The sequence below is a fragment of the Rania fehmarnensis genome (assembly GCF_056494185.1).
Window position 1 is genome coordinate 8,655,256 of the sequence record NZ_CM151398.1, and the last position, 26,336, is coordinate 8,681,591.

A 26,336-nucleotide genomic window follows, 5' to 3' on the forward strand; every position below is an offset into this window, starting at 1 on the left:
ATCAATGATTCCTTTGTCGTTAACGGTACCTTGCAAGGTAGCGGCAACTACCAAATCACCGGCAAGACCACTCTATACACTTCCAATATCGTAGGACCCGAAGGTGTACCCTCCAGTTCAATGGCGATGTCGACATTGCCCATGGCCATCAACAAATCTTCAATCGCGATCTCTTCTTCCAAGGCAATACGCTCTGGACCGGAAATGGACGCATCTACACCTATGGTGAGGTCACCATTACCAATTCGGCCAATAGCACCTGGCAAGTCAATCCAGGGCCAGAACTCAACTGGACTCTCGGACTGCTGGCGGCCGATGCCAATCAACCTGTTCCCACTGTGGTCAACTATGGCACCATCTCCAAAGAAACCAGCGACGCCTATGCTTCGTTCGATGCGCACATCGTCAACCATGGAGATATCCAGCTGAGCAAGGCCGCTCTCTATCTCGGCATTCCTGGGCAAAGCCATATCAGCTCCGCCCAGGGATCCATCTCCGCTGGTCCTGATACACAACTGTTTCTGACCGGCGATTGGACGCTCGAAGATAACGTTACCGTCGACACGATCCTGCTGGTTAACGGAACTTCCACCGTCATGGGAGCATACACGGCCAGTACCCAAACCATTGTCACCGGCGGAACTAGTGTCCTCTTCTCAGGCAGTGCGCCCCTCGTTGGTCATCTCGATGTCAGCGGCTCGGTTGAATTCGCTCCCGTCAGCGGTCCAGCTCTGCAAACACTCCCCAAACTCACTCTCGGTGGCACGCTGACAAGCTCAGGCAACTTAACGGTCACCGGCAAGACCACGCTCTATAATGCCAACATCATTGGCCCTGAGGGCAGTACCCTCCAGTTCAATGGCGATGTCGACATTGCCCATGGGCATCAACAGATCTTCAATCGCGATCTCTTCTTCCAAGGCAATACGCTCTGGACCGGAAATGGACGCATCTACACCTATGGTGAGGTCACCATTACCAATTCGGCCAATAGCACCTGGCAAGTCAATCCAGGGCCAGAACTCAACTGGACTCTCGGACTGCTGGCGGCCGATGCCAATCAACCTGTTCCCACTGTGGTCAACTATGGCACCATCTCCAAAGAAACCAGCGACGCCTATGCTTCGTTCGATGCGCACATCGTCAACCATGGAGATATCCAGCTGAGCAAGGCCGCTCTCTATCTCGGCGTTCCTGGGCAAAACCATATCAGCTCCGCCCAGGGATCCATCTCCGCTGGTCCTGATACACAACTGTTTCTGACCGGCGATTGGACGCTCGAAGATAATGTTACCGTCGACACGATCCTGCTGGTTAACGGAACTTCCACCGTCATGGGAGCATACACAGCCAGTACCCAAACCATCGTCACCGGCGGAACCAGCGTCCTCTTCTCAGGCAGTGCGCCCCTCGTTGGTCATCTCGATATCAGCGGCTCGGTTGAATTCGCTCCCGTCAGCGGTCCAGCTCTGCAAACACTACCCAAGCTCACTCTCGGTGGCACGCTGACAAGCTCAGGCAACTTAACGGTCACCGGCAAGACCACGCTCTATAATGCCAACATCATTGGCCCTGAGGGCAGTACCCTCCAGTTCAATGGCGATGTCGACATTGCCCATGGCCATCAACAGATCTTCAATCGCGATCTCTTCTTCCAAGGCAATACGCTCTGGACCGGAAATGGACGCATCTACACCTATGGTGAGGTCACCATTACCAATTCGGCCAATAGCACCTGGCAAGTCAATCCAGGGCCAGAACTCAACTGGACTCTCGGACTGCTGGCGGCCGATGCCAATCAACCTGTTCCCACTGTGGTCAACTATGGCACCATCTCCAAAGAAACCAGCGACGCCTATGCTTCGTTCGATGCGCACATCGTCAACCATGGAGATATCCAGCTGAGCAAGGCCGCTCTCTATCTCGGCATTCCTGGGCAAAGCCATATCAGCTCCGCCCAGGGATCCATCTCCGCTGGTCCTGATACACAACTGTTTCTGACCGGCAATTGGACGCTCGAAGATAACGTTACCGTCGACACGATCCTGCTGGTTAACGGAACTTCCACCGTCATGGGAGCATACACGGCCAGTACCCAAACCATTGTCACCGGCGGAACTAGTGTCCTCTTCTCAGGCAGTGCGCCCCTCGTTGGTCATCTCGATGTCAGCGGCTCGGTTGAATTCGCTCCCGTCAGCGGTCCAGCTCTGCAAACACTCCCCAAACTCACTCTCGGTGGCACGCTGACAAGCTCAGGCAACTTAACGGTCACCGGCAAGACCACGCTCTATAATGCCAACATCATTGGCCCTGAGGGCAGTACCCTCCAGTTCAATGGCGATGTCGACATTGCCCATGGGCATCAACAGATCTTCAATCGCGATCTCTTCTTCCAAGGCAATACGCTCTGGACCGGAAATGGACGCATCTACACCTATGGTGAGGTCACCATTACCAATTCGGCCAATAGCACCTGGCAAGTCAATCCAGGGCCAGAACTCAACTGGACTCTCGGACTGCTGGCGGCCGATGCCAATCAACCTGTTCCCACTGTGGTCAACTATGGCACCATCTCCAAAGAAACCAGCGACGCCTATGCTTCGTTCGATGCGCACATCGTCAACCATGGAGATATCCAGCTGAGCAAGGCCGCTCTCTATCTCGGCGTTCCTGGGCAAAACCATATCAGCTCCGCCCAGGGATCCATCTCCGCTGGTCCTGATACACAACTGTTTCTGACCGGCGATTGGACGCTCGAAGATAATGTTACCGTCGACACGATCCTGCTGGTTAACGGAACTTCCACCGTCATGGGAGCATACACAGCCAGTACCCAAACCATCGTCACCGGCGGAACCAGCGTCCTCTTCTCAGGCAGTGCGTCCCTCGTTGGTCATCTCGATATCAGCGGCTCGGTTGAATTCGCTCCCGTCAGCGGTCCAGCTCTGCAAACACTACCCAAGCTCACTCTCGGTGGCACGCTGACAAGCTCAGGCAACTTAACGGTCACCGGCAAGACCACGCTCTATAATGCCAACATCATTGGCCCTGAGGGCAGTACCCTCCAGTTCAATGGCGATGTCGACATTGCCCATGGCCATCAACAGATCTTCAATCGCGATCTCTTCTTCCAAGGCAATACGCTCTGGACCGGAAATGGACGCATCTACACCTATGGTGAGGTCACCATTACCAATTCGGCCAATAGCACCTGGCAAGTCAATCCAGGGCCAGAACTCAACTGGACTCTCGGACTGCTGGCGGCCGATGCCAATCAACCTGTTCCCACTGTGGTCAACTATGGCACCATCTCCAAAGAAACCAGCGACGCCTATGCTTCGTTCGATGCGCACATCGTCAACCATGGAGATATCCAGCTGAGCAAGGCCGCTCTCTATCTCGGCGTTCCTGGGCAAAACCATATCAGCTCCGCCCAGGGATCCATCTCCGCTGGTCCTGATACACAACTGTTTCTGACCGGCAATTGGACGCTCGAAGATAACGTTACCGTCGACACGATCCTGCTGGTTAACGGAACTTCCACCGTCTTGGGAGCATACACGGCCAGTACCCAAACCATTGTCACCGGCGGAACTAGTGTCCTCTTCTCAGGCAGTGCGCCCCTCGTTGGTCATCTCGATGTCAGCGGCTCGGTAGAATTCGCTCCCGTCAGCGGTCCAGCTCTGCAAACACTACCCAAGCTCACTCTCGGTGGCACGCTGACAAGCTCAGGCAACTTAACGGTCACCGGCAAGTCCACGCTCTATAATGCCAACATCATTGGCCCTGAGGGCAGTACCCTCCAGTTCAATGGCGATGTCGACATTGCCCATGGCCATCAACAGATCTTCAATCGCGATCTCTTCTTCCAAGGCAATACGCTCTGGACCGGAAATGGACGCATCTACACCTATGGTGAGGTCACCATTACCAATTCGGCCAATAGCACCTGGCAAGTCAATCCAGGGCCAGAACTCAACTGGACTCTCGGACTGCTGGCGGCCGATGCCAATCAACCTGTTCCCACTGTGGTCAACTATGGCACCATCTCCAAAGAGACCAGCGACGCCTATGCTTCGTTCGATGCGCACATCGTCAACCATGGAGATATCCAGCTGAGCAAGGCCGCTCTCTATCTCGGCGTTCCTGGGCAAAGCCATATCAGCTCCGCCCAGGGATCCATCTCCGCTGGTCCTGATACACAACTGTTTCTGACCGGCGATTGGACGCTCGAAGATAATGTTACCGTCGACACGATCCTGCTGGTTAACGGAACTTCCACCGTCTTGGGAGCATACACGGCCAGTACCCAAACCATTGTCACCGGCGGAACCAGTGTCCTCTTCTCAGGCAGTGCGCCCCTCGTTGGTCATCTCGATGTCAGCGGCTCGGTAGAATTCGCTCCCGTCAGCGGTCCAGCTCTGCAAACACTCCCCAAACTCACTCTCGGTGGCACGCTGACAAGCTCAGGCAACTTAACGGTCACCGGCAAGACCACGCTCTATAATGCCAACATCATTGGCCCTGAGGGCAGTACCCTCCAGTTCAATGGCGATGTCGACATTGCCCATGGGCATCAACAGATCTTCAATCGCGATCTCTTCTTCCAAGGCAATACGCTCTGGACCGGAAATGGACGCATCTACACCTATGGTGAGGTCACCATTACCAATTCGGCCAATAGCACCTGGCAAGTCAATCCAGGGCCAGAACTCAACTGGACTCTCGGACTGCTGGCGGCCGATGCCAATCAACCTGTTCCCACTGTGGTCAACTATGGCACCATCTCCAAAGAGACCAGCGACGCCTATGCTTCGTTCGATGCGCACATCGTCAACCATGGAGATATCCAGCTGAGCAAGGCCGCTCTCTATCTCGGCATTCCTGGGCAAAGCCATATCAGCTCCGCCCAGGGATCCATCTCCGCTGGTCCTGATACACAACTGTTTCTGACCGGCAATTGGACGCTCGAAGATAACGTTACCGTCGACACGATCCTGCTGGTTAACGGAACTTCCACCGTCTTGGGAGCATACACGGCCAGTACCCAAACCATTGTCACCGGCGGAACTAGTGTCCTCTTCTCAGGCAGTGCGCCCCTCGTTGGTCATCTCGATGTCAGCGGCTCGGTAGAATTCGCTCCCGTCAGCGGTCCAGCTCTGCAAACACTACCCAAGCTCACTCTCGGTGGCACGCTGACAAGCTCAGGCAACTTAACGGTCACCGGCAAGACCACGCTCTATAATGCCAACATCATTGGCCCTGAGGGCAGTACCCTCCAGTTCAATGGCGATGTCGACATTGCCCATGGGCATCAACAGATCTTCAATCGCGATCTCTTCTTCCAAGGCAATACGCTCTGGACCGGAAATGGACGCATCTACACCTATGGTGAGGTCACCATTACCAATTCGGCCAATAGCACCTGGCAAGTCAATCCAGGGCCAGAACTCAACTGGACTCTCGGACTGCTGGCGGCCGATGCCAATCAACCTGTTCCCACTGTGGTCAACTATGGCACCATCTCCAAAGAGACCAGCGACGCCTATGCTTCGTTCGATGCGCACATCGTCAACCATGGAGATATCCAGCTGAGCAAGGCCGCTCTCTATCTCGGCGTTCCTGGGCAAAGCCATATCAGCTCCGCCCAGGGATCCATCTCCGCTGGTCCTGATACACAACTGTTTCTGACCGGCGATTGGACGCTCGAAGATAATGTTACCGTCGACACGATCCTGCTGGTTAACGGAACTTCCACCGTCTTGGGAGCATACACGGCCAGTACCCAAACCATTGTCACCGGCGGAACCAGTGTCCTCTTCTCAGGCAGTGCGCCCCTCGTTGGTCATCTCGATGTCAGCGGCTCGGTAGAATTCGCTCCCGTCAGCGGTCCAGCTCTGCAAACACTCCCCAAACTCACTCTCGGTGGCACGCTGACAAGCTCAGGCAACTTAACGGTCACCGGCAAGTCCACGCTCTATAATGCCAACATCATTGGCCCTGAGGGCAGTACCCTCCAGTTCGATGGCGATGTCGACATTGCCCATGGCCATCAACAAATCTTCAATCGCGATCTCTTCTTCCAAGGCAATACGCTCTGGACCGGAAATGGACGCATCTACACCTATGGTGAGGTCACCATTACCAATTCGGCCAATAGCACCTGGCAAGTCAATCCAGGGCCAGAACTCAACTGGACTCTCGGACTGCTGGCGGCCGATGCCAATCAACCTGTTCCCACTGTGGTCAACTATGGCACCATCTCCAAAGAAACCAGCGACGCCTATGCTTCGTTCGATGCGCACATCGTCAACCATGGAGATATCCAGCTGAGCAAGGCCGCTCTCTATCTCGGCGTTCCTGGGCAAAGCCATATCAGCTCCGCCCAGGGATCCATCTCCGCTGGTCCAGATACACAACTGTTTCTGACCGGCAATTGGACACTCGAAGATAACGTTACCGTCGACACGATCCTGCTGGTTAACGGAACTTCCACCGTCTTGGGAGCATACACGGCCAGTACCCAAACCATTGTCACCGGCGGAACTAGTGTCCTCTTCTCAGGCAGTGCGCCCCTCGTTGGTCATCTCGATGTCAGCGGCTCGGTTGAGTTCAGTGGTAGTGCAGGCTCGGTGCCGATCGTGATTCCCGCGCTGAGTGTCTATGGGGGCACGATACGGGGAACATCTGACTTGACTGTTACTGGTGCAATCAACTGGAATTCTGCGACCTTCCAGGGCGTGCAAGGGCAGGGAAGCTTAAGGCTCACCGGCAACACGACATTATCGGGTACGATTTTTGTTCACGATTATGCACTGATCAATGAAGGAAACCTGACTTGGACTGCAGGAACCATTCAGTTTTACGGTTCCGGTAGTAAGTTTCTAAACGCTGCGGGCGCTACTTTTGATAATCAGTTTGATGGCACCTTGGGCAGTTTCGACAATCAACGCATCCGATTCACCAATGACGGCACCTTTATAAAATCGGCCGAAGATGGCACTACCTACTTGCAGATGCAACTCTACAATCGAGGCTTAGTCGAAATCCAACGCGGTCGACTTAACATTGGCGGTGGCTATGTATCCAACTCTATCGATCCACCGCCGCCTGGAGTGGATCCAGAACCGGGACCGGGATGCGAGAATGATACTTGCCCTCCTGGTGAACCACTCGTCTATCACGGCGACTATACACAGGACTTTGAAGGTAACCTGGTTATTCAGATCCAGAACTTCACGCCTCCCGGACCATACGGGAATCCTGCCAGTGATTACGGACAATTGACCGTCACTGGCAAGGTTACGCTCAATGGCACCTTCAACGTTGAATTGCTCGATGACTTTCAACCAGTGGTCAACCAGCGATTTTTGGTCATCAATAGCGTAAGTGGTCAAGCGACGGAAGGATCTTTTACCAACCTGACTGAAGACAACACCTTGATCGTCGGCAACACAATATTTCAGATCATCTATGACGGTGGAGACGGAAATGATGTGGAATTGTTGGTCCTGGGACAAGTGGCCAGTTATCACGATATAGCTGGTACAGCCGGCGATGACAACTTCGAGGTTCGCTACACGGGCATTGATACGAATACTTGGCTGGTGAAACGCAATGGATTGCTGGTGTACAGTGGAATGTTGGCAATGCCCACCACTCAACTGCGAGTATTAGCGACCGCTGGAGTCGATACCGTGACCGTGTATGGCACCACCGGTCCGAACACATTTGAACTGAGTCAGAACTCTGTTACTGTCAACGGCTTTAATCTCGTTGGAGAGGCGGTTGAATCATGGCGGGTCAATGGCAACGCTGGCAACGACTTCTTCGTCGTTCATGAGAGCTTTGCTGGAGATGTCAACGGTGGAAGCGGAATCGATCTGCTGATGGCTCCGGATATCGCCAACGCCTGGTCAATTCTCGCGGCCAATCGCGGTGCGCTCAACAGCAGCGTTACATTCCAATCGATTGAGTCTCTTCGAGGTGGTAGCGCAGACGATTCATTCGTTTTTTCCTCCAGTGGATCCGTTTCCAGTCACATAGATGGCGGAGCAGGGTTTAACTTGCTGGACTATTCTGCGCGCACTTCACCGGTCACCATCAACTCTCAGACTTGGACAGCGACTGCCACGGGAGGTATCGTAGCGATCCATTCAGTGATCGGTTCCAGTGCCACAAACGACACGCTCATTGGCAGCAGCAACTCAAATAGCTGGCGTATCACCGGTGCCAATTCCGGCAATCTCAATGATAACTTGCTCACCTTCATGGGTATTGAGAACTTGACGGGCGGCTTAGCGGACGATCTCTTTACAATCAGCACAAACGGTGCCCTCGCCGGTACGATCAACGGTGGAAGTGGTAGCGATCGAATTGAGCTGGATGCGCGCCTGGTTGCACCGAGTGTAAACGTCAGTTCGGCTGGCCGCAACATCGTTGGCATCGTCGGTCTATTCTCCAGTGTCGAGCAGTTAACTACAGCCAATTTGACCGATAGCCAGCTCGTCGGTGGAGAGAGCAATATTAATTGGGCCGTCAACGCTGAGGGACAAATCTCTGCCGCTGGTGTGATCTACACTGGCTTTAATGTGATCGCGGGTGGCAACGCCAGCGACACCCTGACAGGTCCTGCTCTGGAAAAACTTTGGACTATCTCCAACAGCAACAGCGGCATACTAACGTTTCAATCCACGTCGCTTCAGTTCTCCGAAATCGAGAATTTGACGGGGAGCGCAGATGCCGATACGTTTGTATTCGAGATGTTCGGCTCGCTTAGCGGAACGCTCAATGGCGGGGCTGGCACTGATCGCATCGAAATAGCAGCTCGCGGCTTTGCACAATCAGTAACGGTTAGTACTGCTGGAAGGAGTGTCGAAGACGTAATCGGATTGTTCAGCGCAATCGAGCAAGTGGTCGCTTTTGACGAAGTGGGTAGTCAACTGTTCGGTGGCTCCAGCAATACGACTTGGACTGTAAGTGCCTCGGGACAGATCTTGGTTGGTGCTGTAACCTACGAAGGATTCAATTCAGTCACGGCTGGTGCGGGTATCGACACTTTAGTTGGCCCAGCTGCAGACTCTAACTGGAACATCAATGGACCTAACCGAGGACAGCTCGGCTTTGGTGCTAAGACTATCGAATTCGATGGCATTGAAAATCTCACTGGTAGCACCCAAGCCGATACGTTTGTAGTTGATTCAACCAGTTCATTGAGCGGAACACTTAACGGCGGTGGTGCAATCGACATCTTGCAACTCGCTCCTCGGTCGTCTGCCTTGGTAGCCAATGTTGCGACCACCGGACGTAGCATCCTGGGCGTGATAGGGCTGATGACAGGTATTGAACAGGTTAGCACCACGGCTGCAAGTGGCAATCAGCTGGTAGGCGGCTCAGCCACGACAGCCTGGACCGTCAACGCCACGGGGCATATCACGGTTGGATCAGTGAGCTTTACTGGCTTCGATTCGATCGTTGCCAGCAGCGGCCTGGATACACTCACCGGTCCCGTTACCAATACCATCTGGAATATTGATGGCGACAACAGTGGTCAACTGAGCGCCGACGCAGTTAGCGTTACCTTCACAGGTATCGACAACATTAGTGGTGGCCCAGACGTCGACACTTTTTACATTGGAATCAGTGGATCTCTCTCGGGTAATTTAAATGGCGGTTCGACGGGGATTAACACTCTTAGCTATTCGTCTTGGTTGACCGGCGTAGTGGCGAACCTATCGACTGCGGTCGCGGGCAACGCGAGCGCCATCGTCGGCATCGTGCAGAACTTTGGCGTCCTGATCGGTGGAAGTGCAGGAGATATCCTGACTGGACACGCGTCGCAACCTACAGTTTTGGTCGGCAATGCAGGCAACGACTCGCTTACAGGAAAATCGGGTAGAGACATCCTGATCGGTGGTTTAGGCGAAGATTCGCTCACGGGAGGCAATGGCGAAGATATTCTGATCGGTGGCTACACGCTCTACGATTCATCGCCGATGGAATTGATTAGCCTCCTGGCCAAATGGCGAAGCACAACCCTCAGCTATCAACAAAGGGTTGAAAGCTTGCGGGCCCCAAGTTCCAGCACAAATCAAACGGTCGATCCCTACCTCGATCATGACACTGTCTTCGACGATTTCGAGATTGACAGTCTCTTAGGCGGAACGGGACGAGATTGGTTCTGGGGGGAACTGAACGAAATCGGTGACTTCATAAGCAGCGGAACCGCCAGCGAAACCCGAAACTGAAGAGCGGTTGAAAAATGAGGCAGGTAACTTGCGTGTTGACGGCCAGCGGTACAAATGTGGTGGTTAATCAAACGAGACGCATCCACCGTCTGGCGACGGTGGCTACGGTTTAGCAATGGTCGCTATTGGGCGTTAGCGATTTCATCCCATTCTGTTTTGAGCGAGGGCAAGTCAATGCGGTGGATCAACAGGTCATCTTGAGTAACCGGCTTTCCAGCCTTCAAGTTCTCTTCCATCTCCAGAATCCATGCATCGACTGAAGCAAGGTGATGGAGTGAGGAATTCCATCGGGACGAGAGCCCCCACCAGCGAATTCTCTGCCGAATGAACTTTGGAATCCAACCCAAGCGATGCTGATCTAGTTGAGCGTAGGATAATGCAAGAACCATCCAATCTTGTGGCGAAGGCGCACCTTTGAGCAAGTCCATCGATTCTTGGGCACGGCCAATCGCTTCGCGATACTCTTGATTGCGATAATGGTACATGGCCAGGGTATTCCAATAGGCAGCCTGGCGATTCTTGGGATCGGCTATCACGCTTTCGAGCTTCTGTTTGAAACTCGATGTGTCAAGCTCTGTGCGTGCAAGTGCACAAAACCAAACACACGCATTCAACTCGAATGGGACCGTTGATTCGCGGTACGTCTGCAATAATCGCTCGCATACATCACGATATTCTGACAATTTTTGTTGACCAAGGTAGGTTCCAGCAAGTCTGGTAAGTACAAGTCGTTTGGCTGATTCATCTGTTGTTTTGTCGCAATGATGGAGATCCATTTCTGCTCCCGCGAAATCGCCAAGGAGCATTCTGAGTTTGGCTCTACTCAAAAAATGAGAGCTTTTCTCTGGTTCCAATTGCGTCAGCTGGTTTTGATGGAAATGGGCAGTAAACCAGTTTTGTGATTTCACTGCCGCGGCAGCTTCCGCTTGATGCCAGGCAATGCTGGTTGCCCGAGTTGATCCTTGCAACTCTGCCGATCCGGAATTATCGATAAACCACGAACGGATATTGCCTGAGATCGTGCGAACGATCGTCTTCCCATCGGGACTGAACTGGATTCTCCCATCGGAATCGTGCTGCGAATCAAGAGTCAACAGTTCGTGCCCCGTTTCGGCGTCACTGAGCCAGAAACGCGCATCTTGGGTGCAGGATATCAACCGCCTGCCGTCAGGACTAAAGCTTACTTCGTTGATTTTACCGGACTGTCGTGTATGTTCACAGAGAAAAACCGGTGCATTGTGCCGCAAGAGATCTACATCCGTTCGCCAAACTATTAGCTTTGAGTCAGCTCCCACAGTTGCCAGTCGTCGTCCATTGGGACTGAAGTGGACCAATCCGAAATCGCCATCCGCTGGCAACTTGGAGAGCCTCTTCCCACGAATGTCGCAAATCAAAACACCCTGCCCCTTACAGGCAATCGCCACGATAGGGAGCTCTGGATGGAATGCCACACTCTTAGCTGTAGCCCCAATTTTCCAAGATTGTTCCATTGATCGATTTTCAATGTCCCAAACGATTACCACTCCGCTTGTATCCACAGAGATAGCGCATCGCGGCTGCTTGATGAAAGCGACGTCCAAGATAGGGACTTGATGCCCTTCGAGCACAGCCAAGCATTCGCTAGTCGCTCTCTCCCAGAGGCGAACCGTCGTATCCTCGCTGCCGGAAAGCAATTTTTTCCCATCACCCGAGTAGGCTAAACAGGTAGGCGCCTTCGTGTGCCCGTATAGCTCTGCAAGCACCTTGTGGGATGCGAGCTCGCGAATGTCGATGCGAGGCTTTGGCTGGGCGCTGCTTGTTCGATAATATGCCAACGCCATTTCGCGGCAGGACGGACTGATCGCGATATCACTCATGCGGCTAAAGCGAACGCGCGTGGTTAACTGGCGTCGATCCGTAACTGCCAGGTTCCACACTCGAACTCGGCTGTCGCTTCCGCCACTTAGCAGGTATCGCCCAGAGGAATCGAAGGCCACATCGCGAACAACTCCGTTGTGGGCTCGAAGTGTCTGCTCAATTCTTCGAGTCCAAATATCCTGTATTTCGATCGGCTTACCCTTTTCTGCTGAAACAAATCGCCTCCCATCGGGTGTAAATTTTCCAGCATTAAAGCCAGCTCCCCATTGTTCATCCACCTTCGTGATTCGATCATCGAAGAATCGGTAAAGAAGTCTTTGTCCGGTCCATGTTGCGAGATTCAAAACTTTTCCCTCTGGGGACCACTCGATTCGGTGAACGTCTCCCGCCTTATTGCCCAGCGACTGCAACTCCTGGCCGGTTGTTGTATCCCACAGTGTTACTTCATATGCTCGCGACGCCACAACCATTCGCCGTCCGTCGGGATTGAAGTCCAAACTCAGAATTGATTTGAGCGATGGGTCTTTACCATTTTGGGAGCACTGATATTTGCGAACCACTTCTCCGGATTCCGAAGAATACTGAGTGACGCATCCGGTCGTATCTCCAACAAAAATGAATTTGCCATCGCGACTAAACCGAGACACTAGGGCATCAGCGTCAGTAAAACTGTTCTTGAGCGATCCATTGGTTAAGTCCCATTGTCTGACACCTGCGATCTTTCCTCTCTTTCTCGAAACCCCGGCCGTCACCAACCAGTTAGCGTCAGGACTAAAATGCACGTCGGTCATTCCTGCGGACTTGTACCCCTCTAGCTTCCACTTCAATTCATTTTTTTCGATATCCCAGATATGAATCGCCTCGGGTTCAACTTGCTGTGAATCATTGCTCACCGCCGCCACCCATCGCCCATCATGGCTGATATCTGCTTGGATAATTGGATCTCGTAGCTTCGGCGACTCCCAATGTGCCCTATTGTTTTGCTGATTCAAATACCCCCACTCCCAGCCTCGATATTCTAGAGGCGTCTCCGCCAGGATTTCCCGACTCCGATCAAGGCGATTGGCCTCATGTTCAAACAGCGCCAGTGCAATATCGCGGTCATACAACAATTGATCGTTGCGTTGTAGAGCTACCTGTTCGCCGCGCCGGCTATGTTCGGACCGCAGCCATAGAAAGGTCATCCCGATGGCTGCCACGAACACCGCCGCCAACAAAGCGGTCAGCGATGGGTGGCGGCGAGCCCATTTCAAATTGCGTTCCACCAAGCCTGCTGGACGCGCGAGAATGGGTTGACCCGCGAGAAAGCGTTGCAGGTCATCGGCTAATTCGTTGGCCGTCTGGTATCGTTTGGATTGATCCTTGCACAAGCACTTCAGGCAAATGGTTTCCAGGTCGCGAGGTATCCTGGCTTGTAACCTGGAAGGCGGAATAACTTCAGAGGTACGAACTTGCTGAATCGTCTCAATCACTGTAGCCGCGTTAAAGGGCGGCGAGCCCGTCATGGCGTTATACAGAATCGCTCCCAGTGAATAGATATCGCAAGCCGGTCCGATAGGCCCCAGCGCAGGATCGATCTGTTCGGGCGCCATGTAACTGGGCGTGCCAATCATGGCTGTCCCAGTCGCTGTCCGATCCAGCGCCCCTTCCAGAAATTTGGCCAGTCCAAAATCGGCGATCTTCGGCTCGCAGCGTGTCAACGGTTGGCTATCGAGCATCGCCAGTTGCGTCATGACAGGCACTTCAATCGCCTGACTGCGATCACTGGGCGAGAGCAAAATATTGGCAGGCTTCAAGTCGCGATGGACGACGGATTGGCTATGAGCGTAGTGTACGGCACGGGCCAATGTTTCTACTATCTTGGCCGCAGTCACCGGTATAAAAGGTCTCTCATGCGTGGCTTGTGCCAGCGTCCCACCAGAGACGAGCTCCATCGAGAAATATGGCACGCCCTGTATCGAAGCGACTTCGTAAATCTGCACGATATTGGGATGGTGCAGCTTTGCGACCAACTCCGCTTCGTGATGAAATCTGGCCACTGTCGCCGGATTCAGGCTCGACAGGATATCGATCGTCTTCACCGCCACCAAGCGATTGAGCCGCTGCTGCCGAGCGCGATAAACTACTCCCATGCCGCCGTGGCCGATGATCTCTAATAATTCGTAGTCGCCAAGTTGATCGAAATGCACTTTGCGCTCATTGCGTGCGGCTTGGCCGGTAGTCAGCTGGCTACCAATCGTCGAGTCAGAAGGGATTGGCGTATCGGCTTGATCACGAAAGACGTGGTCTACGCTGAGAATCTTCTGCAGATCTGCTCCATACTCTGGAAAGCGAGAGTGCAACGCCTCAGGCGAGATTGGGCGGTTCGCTTCCTGACTCAGCACGAACTCCAAATAGATCAGCTCAAGAACGGCTTCCCTGGACTGGCACAGTTCGGGACGCCCCGCCAGGATCGACTCGCATAGATTCGACTCACCCAACCCATGCCTACGCTCCAACTCAGCCAACGCCTGGCGTAGGGATTCTGCATTCTTAGTTGCGACCGCAGCCGATATCTCATTGGTCAGTTCATTTTGCTGCATTGGAAATCAGAGTCAGCACAGGGACCTAAGAGCGCTCAGTCAATTACAAAAGATCAAAAACTCTCTCAACTGAGGTATTGGTGATAATTGGCTCGTTCGTGGCCCGGCAGTGGCCCCGCCCCAGCGCCCCGCCCCAGCGCCTTGCGCCAGCGCCCTGACACGAGTGCCCTAATCCCGAATTGGACGTGTCCACGTGCTCAGTACAATTTCAAATCATTATGCTATCTTCCGCGAATACCCAATGCCATAATGGGGCCAAACTGTTACATGATTTTGATTCATTTTTGGAAAAAATCGTTTTGAACGACCAGAAGACTAACGACGAGTTTTCCGAGTTGCTCGTTCGAGCCAGGTCCGGCGATACGGTTGCTCAAACTCAACTATGCCAAGAGTACGAAAGGCAGGTGTACATCGTGGTACGGGTGCTGCTGGGCCCGTTGCTGCGCCCCCATTTGGACTCGATCGATTTGGTCCAGTCAGTACACCGATGTTTGCTGGCTGGAATTCGCGATAAGAAGTTTGAGATCGCCACGCCTCAGAATCTGATTGCGCTCGCCTGCTCGATGGTTCGTCGAAAGGTAGCTCGCAAGTGGCGCATTCACCGGCGCCAAATTCGTGCGGCCGCCGATCCATCTGATAGTCAGTTGCTTTCCATGACACTTCGAAATCTATACTGCCGCGAAGGTTCGCCAGCGGAATTAGCGCAGTACGCTGACTCGCTCGAAAAGTTTTGTGAACGACTCAATCCAATCGAGCGGTTCATGTTGGAACGCAAGCTCGAGGGGTACACGACCGGGGAGGTAGCCGAGCAACTCGGTATGCATCCAGTGGCCGTGCGCGTTCGCTGGAGCCGACTGCGCGATCGCTTGGCGGCTCAAGAAGTCTATCTCGACGGAATATAAGGAACCGTAAAAAGATAAATGACCGGACTCACAGCGTTCCAGAAACGTCGGATTCAACTTTCAGCCTTATCTTCTTTCGTGGCAGATCAATTGGCGGATGCTGTTTTTCAACAGAGGGACGCAAGGTAACGAAGCCTGCGTTGTTGTCCTGCGCGCTCATCGCATCTAGAGTTGAGTCTTTAATGGGCAGCCGTCTAACAACATTTCCGTGATTATTTTCTTTTAGATGCAACAATTTCTTGGACTCTTGGCATTAGAGAGTAATCGTCTTTGCCGTTCCTCGACTCTGCCTAAGGAAAGTCCCAATGAAGTCAAGCCGCCCCAATTTCGTCGGCCGCCTGCGCGAAGCATTTCGCCTCAATAGCCTTCGCTCAAAGCGCGCAGTAACGAAAAGACTACTTCGGCATGAGCAGTTGGAAGGCCGGCGAGTCATGACGCTGCCCGTCAGTTTGGCAATCGCAGAAGGTTATGCTGTGGTATATAACTCAGCGGCCGGCGATACAGTAAACGATACATTGAGTGTTGACGCATTCATTAATTCTCCAAGTGACGTAGACAGCTTCTACTTCGCGCCGCAGTTTACGGGCACTTATACAATCAACGTTGGTGAATTTGGCAATGCGGTTGACCCAGAAGTGGCGGTCTATGTCGCCAGTACCGGCGCCCGTATCGGCTACAACGACGATATTTCGGTGTTTAACGATGACGCTCGGTTGGTCCTGAATTTGACCGGTGATGTACGTTACATCGTTGCCGTAGCCGACCAACCAGCCACTACGACTGGCAATGTATCAGTAAGCATAAGCGGTACCTCGACAACGCCCACAATCGCGTTGAACGCGAATACGTTTGGCGATGGTAGTACGCTCGTCGGGCTGGATGTCAACACCGACATTGATTACTACAGGCTCACGGCACCTGCTGATGCGACAGGGAATTTATCGGTGAACCTAAGCGGCGCCACGTTTACGCCGCGGTTGGCGCTGTTTGATGCTTCGGGTGCGATGGTAGCAGGGCCCGCAGCGTCGATTAACTATAATGCCGTCGTGCCTGGCCAAAGTTATCGAGTAGCGGTCTTCTCCGCAAGCTACGCAAGCTCTGGAACAGCTACTCTCAATTTCAACTTCAGTGACATCACCGCTGTCGTGACCAACACGCTCGATTCGGGACCTGGATCATTGCGACAAGCGATGCTGGACGCCAACGCTCACGCCAACGAGGGCGGCTTGCCTGACAAGATCCGTTTTGCAATTCCTGGTCCACAACGGCACACCATTGCGCTCAGCAGCGCTCTGCCGGATATTACAGAAGCAGTCATCATCGACGCTTCGACTCAGCCTGGAACAGGCAGTTTCCCATCCATTGCCATCGATGGTGGCGCGCTAGCTGGCGCGATCGACGGATTGAGAATCTTTGCCAATGACACAACCATAAGGCAACTGAACGTCCGTAGGTTCCCCAAAGATGGCGTGTTGGTCCGAGCCAACAATGTACTGCTAGAGAGCCTGGCTGTCGGTAGCGACTGGACTGTCGAAAATGCTGCGGGCAATGCCGGTTACGGGATTCAAGTCATCGGCTCGAACAACTCTGTTGCCTTTTGCAACGTACATGCCAACGGCCTGAGCGGAGTGTTTATCAACGGCGATGCCTCGGACAACAATTTTATTGTGGGCGGCAATGCGGGGCTGGCACTCAATGGAGTCAGCACACTGCCCAATGCTGGACATGGTATCCTGATTGTCGATGGCGATGCGACGAGAATTCAGGCAGTCCATGTTTCAGGCAATGGTCAATCTGGCATTAGGATCACGGGATCGGCTACGGGCACCGACCTAGTTGGCAACTTCATCGGTACGAGCTTGTTTGGTACGCAAGCAGTACCCAATAATGGCGACGGTATCCTTATCGAATCCTCAGGCAATAGGATTGGTGGACCTGGAATAGGTGAGCCCAATACGATCTCCGGCAACAGGCTCAATGGAATTAGGTTGACTGGAGCGGCCGCCTCCAACAACACAGTGGAAGGCAATTTTGTCGGTACCAACCCAACCGGAACTGCCGCGATTCCTAATCAAGGCAGTGGAGTGCTCGTCTCAGGCGCTCCCAATAATCGGATTGGTTCAGCCACCGATGCAGCTAGTGGTAATGTCATATCGGGAAACAGATTTGCAGGCATCGCTTATTCACTTGCCGGTGTGGCCGGCAATGTGGCTTACGGGAATAAGATTGGCACATCGAAAGCCGGTACCGTGGCCATCCGCAATGGCGGCAGTGGCGTACTAATCTCAGGAGGTGCGAGCGGTGTGCTCGTAGGCGGCGAAACTTCGATCAAACGCAACTTGATATCCGGCAATACCGGGGCGGGAGTGACCATCGGGCTGAACAGCAACAACAATACTGTCTCGGGTAACTTCATCGGTACTGATGTTACCGGCGGAGCACCCTTAGCCAATGGCGTTGCCGGGATAACTGTCCAAAGCTCGGGCAATCAAATTGGTGGTCCAACCTTCAGCTTTGCCAACAGGATCGCTGGCAACTCTATCGGCATCAATCTCACCGGCGCTGCAGCAACGCTCAATACGATCCGGTTCAACATTATCGGAACCCCCATCGTTCCCAATACCAGTGCCGGCATTCAGTTTGCCAGCAACGCATCGGGCAATACGGTTGGCCCATCCAATTCGATTCAAGGCAATCAATCGGGTGTTCGAGTCAATGATGGCAGCGTATACAACCGCATTACCAGGAACTCATTCGCTTCCAACACGAATTTAGGTATCGATCTATTGCCGCTGGCTGGCATCAATCCGCAAGATGCCGGGGATGCCGATGGCGGCGCCAACCTGGGCCAGAACTCACCAACATTTGTGGGATCGCCGCTGAAGATAGGTAATGACTTGCAGGTCAACTTCCGCGTGAATTCCGCGCCCGCCAATTCCGCGTACCCGTTGGCAATCGAGTTTTACTCAAGCGATGGCGCAGGTGAGGGACGCAGATACCTGGCTGCGACGACCTACACGGTGGCCGATCTAGCGATTGGCCCCAAACTGGTGAACTTTGCGGGAACAGCCGCCACTCTTGTGGCAGGTTCGACCAAGATCATTGCCTTGGCCACGGATGCAAGCGGCAACACGTCGGAGTTTTCGGTGGAGCAAGTCTTGGCCGCTCCCTTAGCAGCGGCACTAGCAATGCAAGCTGACACGACGCAAACCGGTGAAAAACTAGCTGTCAACAAAAATGAAGTAGTCAGCCCCTTAGAGGCAATGAACATTGTCACTGCAATGAACACACGTTCGGTTGCAGAAGGTGAAGGGGAGCAAACCCGTTCCAACGGACCACTGCCATACGATACCAACGGTGACGGAGTGCTCAACTCACTCGACGCCATGCTAGTTGTTGATTGGTTGCAAGCGTCGCAAACCAATGCACTGCCGGAGATCAGTCGCAAGCGAGAAGTTAACACCAGGGACCGAGCAATTGAGGAACTGAGCCTTGATATTGAACTAGGAATTCTCTAACCACCATCGCCAGAGGGTGAACTCCCAGGCGGTGGTTGTCCACCGCCTGGCAGCAGTGGCTAAGCACGTGGACACATCCAATTCGGGATTAGGGCACTCTTCGTGTCAGGGCGAATCAAGCCCTGAACGAACTACAAAATCCACGAAAGAAAATAATGATCGCTTTGCAGAGACACTAGGTCGAAGTCAGGGCGCAAGACATTGGTGCGGTATGCCCCCTGGCCCCTTCAAGCCAACCATCTAGCCGGACCTGCAATCCGATCCATTTTTACCGGTCAAAGCCCCGATCTTCGACAACATCACGGACTAGCAGCACAGTAAGGTAGTAGCCGCAAACTTCATCGCGAAAATGCTTCCTGCTTCATTTGGTATGGTTAAGCTTACTAAGTGTTATTCACCTGAAATGTGGTGTGTGCCTACCACTGTCCTCGATTCCTGTTTGTGCCCTAATCCCGAATTGGACGTGTCCACGTGGACACATCCATTTTTGCCGGTCAAAGCCCACGATCTTCGACAACATGGCAAGCTTGCAGGGTACACTACCGGGGAAGTCGCCCAGCAACTCGGTTTGCATCCAGTGGCCGTGCGCGTTCACTGGAGTCGCTTACGTGATCGCTTAGCGGCTCAAGAAATCCAACTCAACGGTTTTGAAAAGGGGGCAGGTCTAGACCTGCCCCCTTTTTTCCAAAGGTCAATCCACGCATGAATTCGCAGCCAATCCACACTTCCATGAGAGAAATCATCGAGCAAGCGATCTCGCGACGCTCATTCGTGCATGTCCTAACCAGTGGGGCTTGCGTGGCGGCTTTGAGCAACTGGGACGCGGGCGAATCGCTGGCCGAAACGGCGCCTATTACGGAGTTGTTCCATTTCAAGAGCATTGCAGTTTCGGCTGAAGACCGTGTCGTTGTTCCCGAAGGTTATGTTGCCGACATCCTCTATCGATGGGGTGACCCGATCAATGGCCAGTCACCTGTATTCCAACTGAACGCGTCCAACTCAGCCGACGAACAGGCGCTGCAGGCGGGCATGGGACATGACGGGATGGAGTTCTTTCCAATTCCCGGTTTCGATCCCAACGAGCGAGGTTTGTTGGCAATCAATCATGAATACACCGATCAAGTCCTGCTGTTCCCAGATGGAATCGAGCCACTGCCTCCGCAGGCGATGCCGCTAGAGAAGGTTCGGAAGTCACTGGCCTCCCACGGGGTCTCTATCGTCGAGATCGCCAAGCAACCGGACGGGCGCTGGCAAATAGTCCAATCGCCGCGTGCTCGACGCATTACCGCGGACACTCCCATTGCCATAGCGGGTCCAGCCCAAAAAAAGCTCGGCGCCGAAGCGCGAGGGACCGTCAATAACTGTGCAGCCGGTCGTACACCTTGGGGCACCTACCTTACGTGCGAAGAAAATTTCCAAGGCGTGTTCGGCACGAATGCGACTGGCTTTACACCCACCGCCGCACAAAAAGCTTATGGTCTTACCGCGGAAGGCTTCTACTACAACATCGATCAAAAGAAAGTCCCGGCTTATCGTTGGTGGGAGCAACTTTCGCGATTCGATCTCTCTCATCCTGACAATGACTCGGAACGCTTCGGTTATGTGGTTGAGATTGATCCGCAGGATCCGAAATCCAAACCTGTCAAGCGGACCGCCTTGGGCAGGTTTCGACACGAGAACGCTGAGCTCACCGTGGCCCCGGATGGTCGAGTCGTTGTCTACATGGGAGACGATGAAATCGACCAACACGTCTACAAGTTTGTCTCGCACGGCAAATGGGATCCGCCAACCAAAGCCGGCACCGGAGTTGATGAGTCGTCGGGCTTGCTCGACAAAGGAACTCTTTACGTCGCCCGTTTCCAGGCCGATGGCAGCGGAACCTGGTTGGAGCTTGCGCCAGGCTTGAACAATATTCCACGCAAATCCAGCCCACAGGATACAGAGGGCTTTGACGAGGCAGACATTGCCATTCGCACTCGGATGGCAGCCAAGATCGCCGGAGCCACACCGATGGATCGACCTGAGTGGTTGGCTGTGCATCCCGAGACAAAAGAGGTCTACGTGACATTGACCAACAACAAGAGCCGACACGCAACCGATTCCGCCAATCCGCGAGCCAACAACATTTTTGGTCATATCATCCGCTGGAAAGAAGATCGAGACGATCCGACTTCAACTGAATTCCGTTGGCAGATCTTCATCTTGGCGGGCAATCCTCAGCATGCTGACCCAGCCAATCACGGAACTACCAAAGGTGACTTCTTTGCGTGTCCAGATGGACTCAAGTTTGATTCCACGGGAATCCTTTGGATTCAAACGGACATGTCCAGCAGCGTCATGGGCAAACCTGGATATGCCGAGATAGGTCATAACATGATGTTGGCCGCCAACCCGATTACTGGCGAGACCAGGCGTTTTCTCACCGGCCCGCGAGGATGTGAAATTACTGGCAATGCGCTCACGCCCGATCGCAAGACGATGTTTGTCAACATCCAACATCCAGGCGAACCAGCGGATGACTTGAGCGATCCAAACATGCCACTGAAAATCAGCAATTGGCCGGACGGTCCCACCGGTGGTCGACCACGCTCAGCCACCATCGCGATTCGCAAGCTAGATGGCGGAGTCATCGGCAGCTGAAAAGGGGTCAGCTCGATTTTTCGGCTTTCAGCGATCGAACCCACCTTAGCAACGCAAGCTAAATCTAGAAAAGAGACCTGCCCCCTTTTTCCCTCAATTCTCTCAAGACCGGCACAAAATCGCTCGCCAACTGCCTTTCTAGTTTTGTCGGTTGGCGACGTCGGTTGGCGACGTCGGTTGGCACTGTGAACTGAATCCAGTGACTTGCGAGGGGGATGGGTCATGCGTGCTGCCTGCTGCTTGGGTTGGATGACCATCGGTGTCTGCGCCTTGGTGACCGTCGGTGCCAGTGGTTGCGGTGTGAAGGAGGCCGTGCCGGCTCGTGTCCATAAAGCCGAGCCTGCGCAAGCCGCGTCTCTTGATGTAGATCACCAATCCGAGGTTGTTGTCATGCCTCGCACCACTCCGACCGCAACACCGGTCTCTGCGACTAAGCAGCCCCAGGCTGATCCGATCGAATCGATCTTCGAGAATGCGGTCAGCGACCTGCTGTCTGAGAAGTAGTTGTTGGATTGCGCATCTTTATTTCGCCTTTCGCGGAGCGAAAGGAGACTCCATCATGTTCGTCAAGCATCCAACCATCGTCACCACCTTGACCTTGTCGCTGCTGATCGCTGTGTGCATCCGCCTTACGCTTTGGAGTCAACCTATGCAGCCGACCAACAACCACCAGCACAGCCGACCGCCACCCTACTAGCCATCCAAAACGCCCCCGACTCCGCCTCTGGTAGCCTCAGCACCGAAGCCCTCATCAGCCGCTGCGAACTGGCGTTGAAGGATTAATCGGCTATCATCGGTTGTTTATGAAAAGGGGTCAGGTCTTGTTTTTCGGCTTACTGCGATCTGACTGATCCACGCAGCGAAAGCTAAAGCCGGAAAAGAGACCTGCCCCCTTTTCCCCTGGAAGGCCCGACTCATGAGACACCGCAAGCTCCGTTACGAACCACTCGAGTGCCGTTTGGCATTAGCTGTTGTAGGGTTGGATCCCACTTTTGGATTGGGTGGCCAAGTCAAAAATGGCTTCGTTGAGAACTCCAGTGGTGGCAATACAGTCCGCGGGGCGGTAGTGCAGCCCGATGGTAAGATCGTTGGGGCTGGCGATCGTGCGCTGGTACGATTGCTCAGCGACGGCGAGCTAGATCCAAGCTTTGGTCCCGATGGTTTGGTTGGTTTGACTTTCCATGCTTCGGCAGTAGCGCTTCAGAGCGATGGCAAGTTGGTGGTGGCTGGCAACTTGAACGGAACATTCATGATCGCCAGGTTCCAAAGCGATGGGCAGCTAGATAATACGTTTGGCCAAGCTGGCCTCGTGTCGCTTGACCTGGGAGATCGTTCGGAAGCCGCCTATGCGGTTGAAGTCGATTGGCTGGGGCGAATTGTCGTGACCGGAGAGGTCAATGGCCCACTGGTTGTGGTGCGGCTGACCAGCAACGGTGCCCTCGATCAATCGTTTGCTGACGGCGGCATATTGATGCACGACATTGGCTCGTGGTCCGTTGCTGAAGACATGGCATTTCAAACCAACGGTAGCTTGATCGTGGTTGGAACCGATCGCAATACCCAAGATGTCTTCGTCGTACGCGTTAACCCCAACGGCACAGTGGATGCGGCATTTGGTAATCAAGGGGTCACGAACATTGACTTTGGCCCCGACGCTTTCTTTCAAGAGTATGGGACGGCAGTAGCCATTCAAGCCGATGGACGCATTGTGGCTTCGTGCAGTTTTGACCTATTTTGGTTGAACTTGTTTCGTTTGAACACCGATGGTTCGCTCGATACGAGTTTCAGCGGGGATGGCAAGCTCTCAATAGAAACAGGCGTTTCGCTGGAGTCGGATCTACAACTCCTGCCGGATGGTCGTATCTTGGCAATGTCCGCACATCACACGTATCGGATCTTGCCCGATGGTCAATTGGATACGACCTTCACCCGCTTGACGAGCATCTTTCCACACTTCTCCCATGCGCTGGCGTTGGCTCCCGATGGAACATTCATCGTGGCCGGTTCCGATGGCACCCGATTGGCCCTTCAGCGTGGACTGGCCAATGGCTTAGATGACCTGTCATTTGGGCAAGATGGTGTTGTACGCGTAGCTACCGGACCCAGTAGTGACACTTCTTCGAGCTCTGCCGTACAGGCGGACGGCAAGTTGATCTTAGCCGGTATGACGCAAAGCAATGTGGGCCTGATACGTTACTCCACCAGCGGCATGTTGGATTCAGGCTTTGGTCAAAATGGACGCGTATCGTTACCAGCACCAGACGGTTATCTACTTGAATCAGTGGCGGATGTTGCGGTCACCGCCAGCGGTCAAATCATCATCGCGGGCACTTTTCGCAAACGCGATACTGTAGACTACGACGTGTTCCTGGTGCGAATGAACATCGATGGTAATGTGGATACAAGCTTTGGTCAGCAGGGCTTCTTGGTTACGGATCTGGGGGCCAACGAGTATGCAGCCGACATGCTGCTCCAGAGTGACGGCAAGATACTTCTGGCAGCCAACAAGAACAGTTCCCTGTGGCGGGCCAATTTGATCCGCTACAACGCTAACGGAACACTCGATCTGTCTTTCAGCCAAGATGGAATCGCGGAGATGGCAACCAATGGGTCGTACCTGAACAAGATTCTCTTGCAGCCGGACAATCGCATTCTGGCAGGTGGCTTTTTGAATTTGGGATCGGGAATTCCACGCTCCTTGCTAACTCGATTTATGTCCAACGGAGCGCTGGACGGAACCTTCGGTGACAATGCTAAAGTGGTCGAGCGCGGCGGCCCAATCGATGCAGTGACTGACATCGCCTTGGCAACCGACGGTAGCATCTACGCGACCGGTGGCAGCCTGATGCTGCGGAAGTACTCGAGTACCGGAGTCTTGGATACGAGCTTTCGTTGGACTCCATTTCAGTTGCAAGTTCCATTTGATTTCCGAACCGAATCCAGGTTGGGCACCAATCCGCAACTGATCGTCCGGCCAGACGGTTTCATCATGAGCGGGAACTTTGGAGACCGCAGCTTGGTCGTTGCGTTTCGGCCGGATGGTACGTTGGACGAACGCTTCAGTGGTGACGGACAGTGGATCGCGACGACTGCGACGCAGGGTAATGTCAATCTTAATCGACTGTTACTGCGAGCCGATGGTCGCGTGTTGGCTACTGGCTCGATCGCCGCCACGGAGACCAACGCGATCAACACCGACTTTGTGGCGTACCGGTTTTCGCAAGCGAATCCTCCAGCGATCACGACGACCGTAGCGATCAATGCGGCTGGGCAAATCGAGATCGCCGATCGCTGGTCTCATGATGACAGGTGGCGCTTTGGTCGCACGGATACATCTTTGATTGTTACTGATCTTTCAACAGATCGCCGTGTTAAGTTCACTGTGATTGGACTACCGGAGATTGCTGGCAACGATACGAAGCAGATCACAATTCCGCTGAGCTTGCTGGAGAACAATCGACAACCACTGATCGTTAGTGGCCAGAGCGGTGACGACCTGTTCACATTCAGCAACCAATTTAACGCGCCGACCTTTGGCATGAGTTTTCGCGGCGGCGCTGGTAGCGACACACTTGATTTGAGCAATCAGACCGTTCCCATCAGCTGGGTGCTATCGGCCGCAACCTCTGGATCCGCACGACCACTGGCCCGCACGCCCATGACCTTTACCGGTATGGACCGACTGATCGGTGGCACCAACACAGATACGTTTCGCTTAACGTACCAAGGCAGTTCAGATCGCTTGGTGATTGACGGAGGCGGAGGCAATCGCGACAGCCTTCAACTCACAGCCGACCAGGATATGTCCGTCGCTCATCTCCGCTGGCCGAATGACAGTTTGCATCTGACCGTTGGTCGTGACGAGCCTCAGCTCTATGCGATGCAAAACATCGAGGCAGCCACGATTGTCGCCGGCGCGAGCGACAATTGGCTTGACTTCTCCGCTTTTCCAGGTGAATTGAATCTGCGCGCAGGCGCCGGTAACGATACGATCTTGTCATCGCTGAGCAAGTCGTTGATCAATGGGCAGGCTGGAGACGACACCATTTTCGGCAGTGGCAGCGATGATCGAATGTTTGGTGGCGATGGTAATGATGTCTTGATCGGCTTGGCAGGTAACGATCAATTGTTTGGCGACGCAGGTGCGGACATTCTCGTCGGCTCAGCCGGGGCAGACCGATTGTATGGCGGCGCCGGGCAAGACCTTCTCATCGGCGGCTTTTGTGAGACGATCGAAGCCTTACCCACATCGCGCATCCGCGCGCTGGTGGTTGAGACCTGGACCACCGCTCCCACCTATGCGCTCGCCTATCACCACCTGTCCGTGATCGGAGTAGGGCGCGATCGCTTAAAGCTGACTGTAGGTACCACCGTCCTGAGCGACAGCGACATCGACACGTACTTTGGTCAAGCCGATCTCGATTGGTATTTGCTCGACGCATCTAGAGAGCTCAACGCCTCACCGCTTGGCCTCCGCGATCAGCAACCAGGGGAACGCATCAGCAGCTAAGACGAATCGGCCAAAAGGCTATTATTGCACTTGGCAGGTATGAATCCGGTCGAACAACTAAACGGATCTTTTTCTGTTCG

General features: G+C 53.8%; 10 protein-coding genes. 7 read left to right on the forward strand and 3 right to left on the reverse strand.

Features of this window, described 5'->3' with window-relative positions; genetic code table 11:
* Positions 1 to 47 precede the first annotated feature (47 nt).
* Positions 48 to 326 (reverse strand): hypothetical protein, encoded by a 279-nt coding sequence (locus SH573x_RS29340; RefSeq protein ID WP_479351672.1) that lies wholly within the window; start codon positions 324 to 326, stop codon positions 48 to 50.
* Positions 327 to 338: 12 nt separating this feature from the next.
* On the opposite strand from SH573x_RS29340, the gene SH573x_RS29345 reads away from it, so the two are divergent.
* Positions 339 to 10,247, forward strand: coding sequence for a beta strand repeat-containing protein (locus SH573x_RS29345; RefSeq protein WP_479351673.1), 9,909 nt, complete (start codon positions 339 to 341; stop codon positions 10,245 to 10,247).
* A gap of 122 nt (positions 10,248 to 10,369) precedes the next feature.
* Here the strand turns inward: SH573x_RS29345 and SH573x_RS29350 are convergent, their stop codons facing one another.
* Positions 10,370 to 14,686 (reverse strand): protein kinase domain-containing protein, encoded by a 4,317-nt coding sequence (locus tag SH573x_RS29350; RefSeq protein WP_479351674.1) that lies wholly within the window; start codon positions 14,684 to 14,686, stop codon positions 10,370 to 10,372.
* Positions 14,687 to 14,985: 299 nt separating this feature from the next.
* Here SH573x_RS29350 and SH573x_RS29355 point away from each other — a divergent pair, with 299 nt between their 5' ends.
* Entirely contained in the window at positions 14,986 to 15,588 is a 603-nt protein-coding gene (locus tag SH573x_RS29355) for an RNA polymerase sigma factor (RefSeq protein ID WP_479351676.1), read from the forward strand.
* A gap of 28 nt (positions 15,589 to 15,616) precedes the next feature.
* Here SH573x_RS29355 and SH573x_RS29360 read toward each other — a convergent pair whose 3' ends face one another.
* On the reverse strand, positions 15,617 to 15,823 hold the full coding sequence (locus SH573x_RS29360; protein WP_479351678.1) for a hypothetical protein: 207 nt from the start codon (positions 15,821 to 15,823) through the stop codon (positions 15,617 to 15,619).
* 70 nt (positions 15,824 to 15,893) lie between these two features.
* Here SH573x_RS29360 and SH573x_RS29365 point away from each other — a divergent pair, with 70 nt between their 5' ends.
* From SH573x_RS29365 to SH573x_RS29385, 5 genes are all read left to right on the forward strand, one after another.
* Complete coding sequence (locus SH573x_RS29365) at positions 15,894 to 19,106, forward strand: beta strand repeat-containing protein (protein WP_479351680.1); 3,213 nt, start codon at positions 15,894 to 15,896, stop codon at positions 19,104 to 19,106.
* Between the two features lie 702 nt (positions 19,107 to 19,808).
* Positions 19,809 to 21,746, forward strand: coding sequence for a PhoX family protein (locus tag SH573x_RS29370; protein ID WP_479351681.1), 1,938 nt, complete (start codon positions 19,809 to 19,811; stop codon positions 21,744 to 21,746).
* A gap of 222 nt (positions 21,747 to 21,968) precedes the next feature.
* Entirely contained in the window at positions 21,969 to 22,250 is a 282-nt protein-coding gene (locus tag SH573x_RS29375) for a hypothetical protein (RefSeq protein WP_479351682.1), read from the forward strand.
* Between the two features lie 55 nt (positions 22,251 to 22,305).
* On the forward strand, positions 22,306 to 22,443 hold the full coding sequence (locus SH573x_RS29380) for a hypothetical protein (protein ID WP_479351684.1): 138 nt from the start codon (positions 22,306 to 22,308) through the stop codon (positions 22,441 to 22,443).
* Positions 22,444 to 22,662: 219 nt separating this feature from the next.
* The gene (locus SH573x_RS29385; RefSeq protein WP_479351686.1) at positions 22,663 to 26,256 is read left to right on the forward strand and encodes a hypothetical protein; all 3,594 of its coding nucleotides are present in this window, start codon (positions 22,663 to 22,665) and stop codon (positions 26,254 to 26,256) included.
* Positions 26,257 to 26,336: the final 80 nt, after the last annotated feature.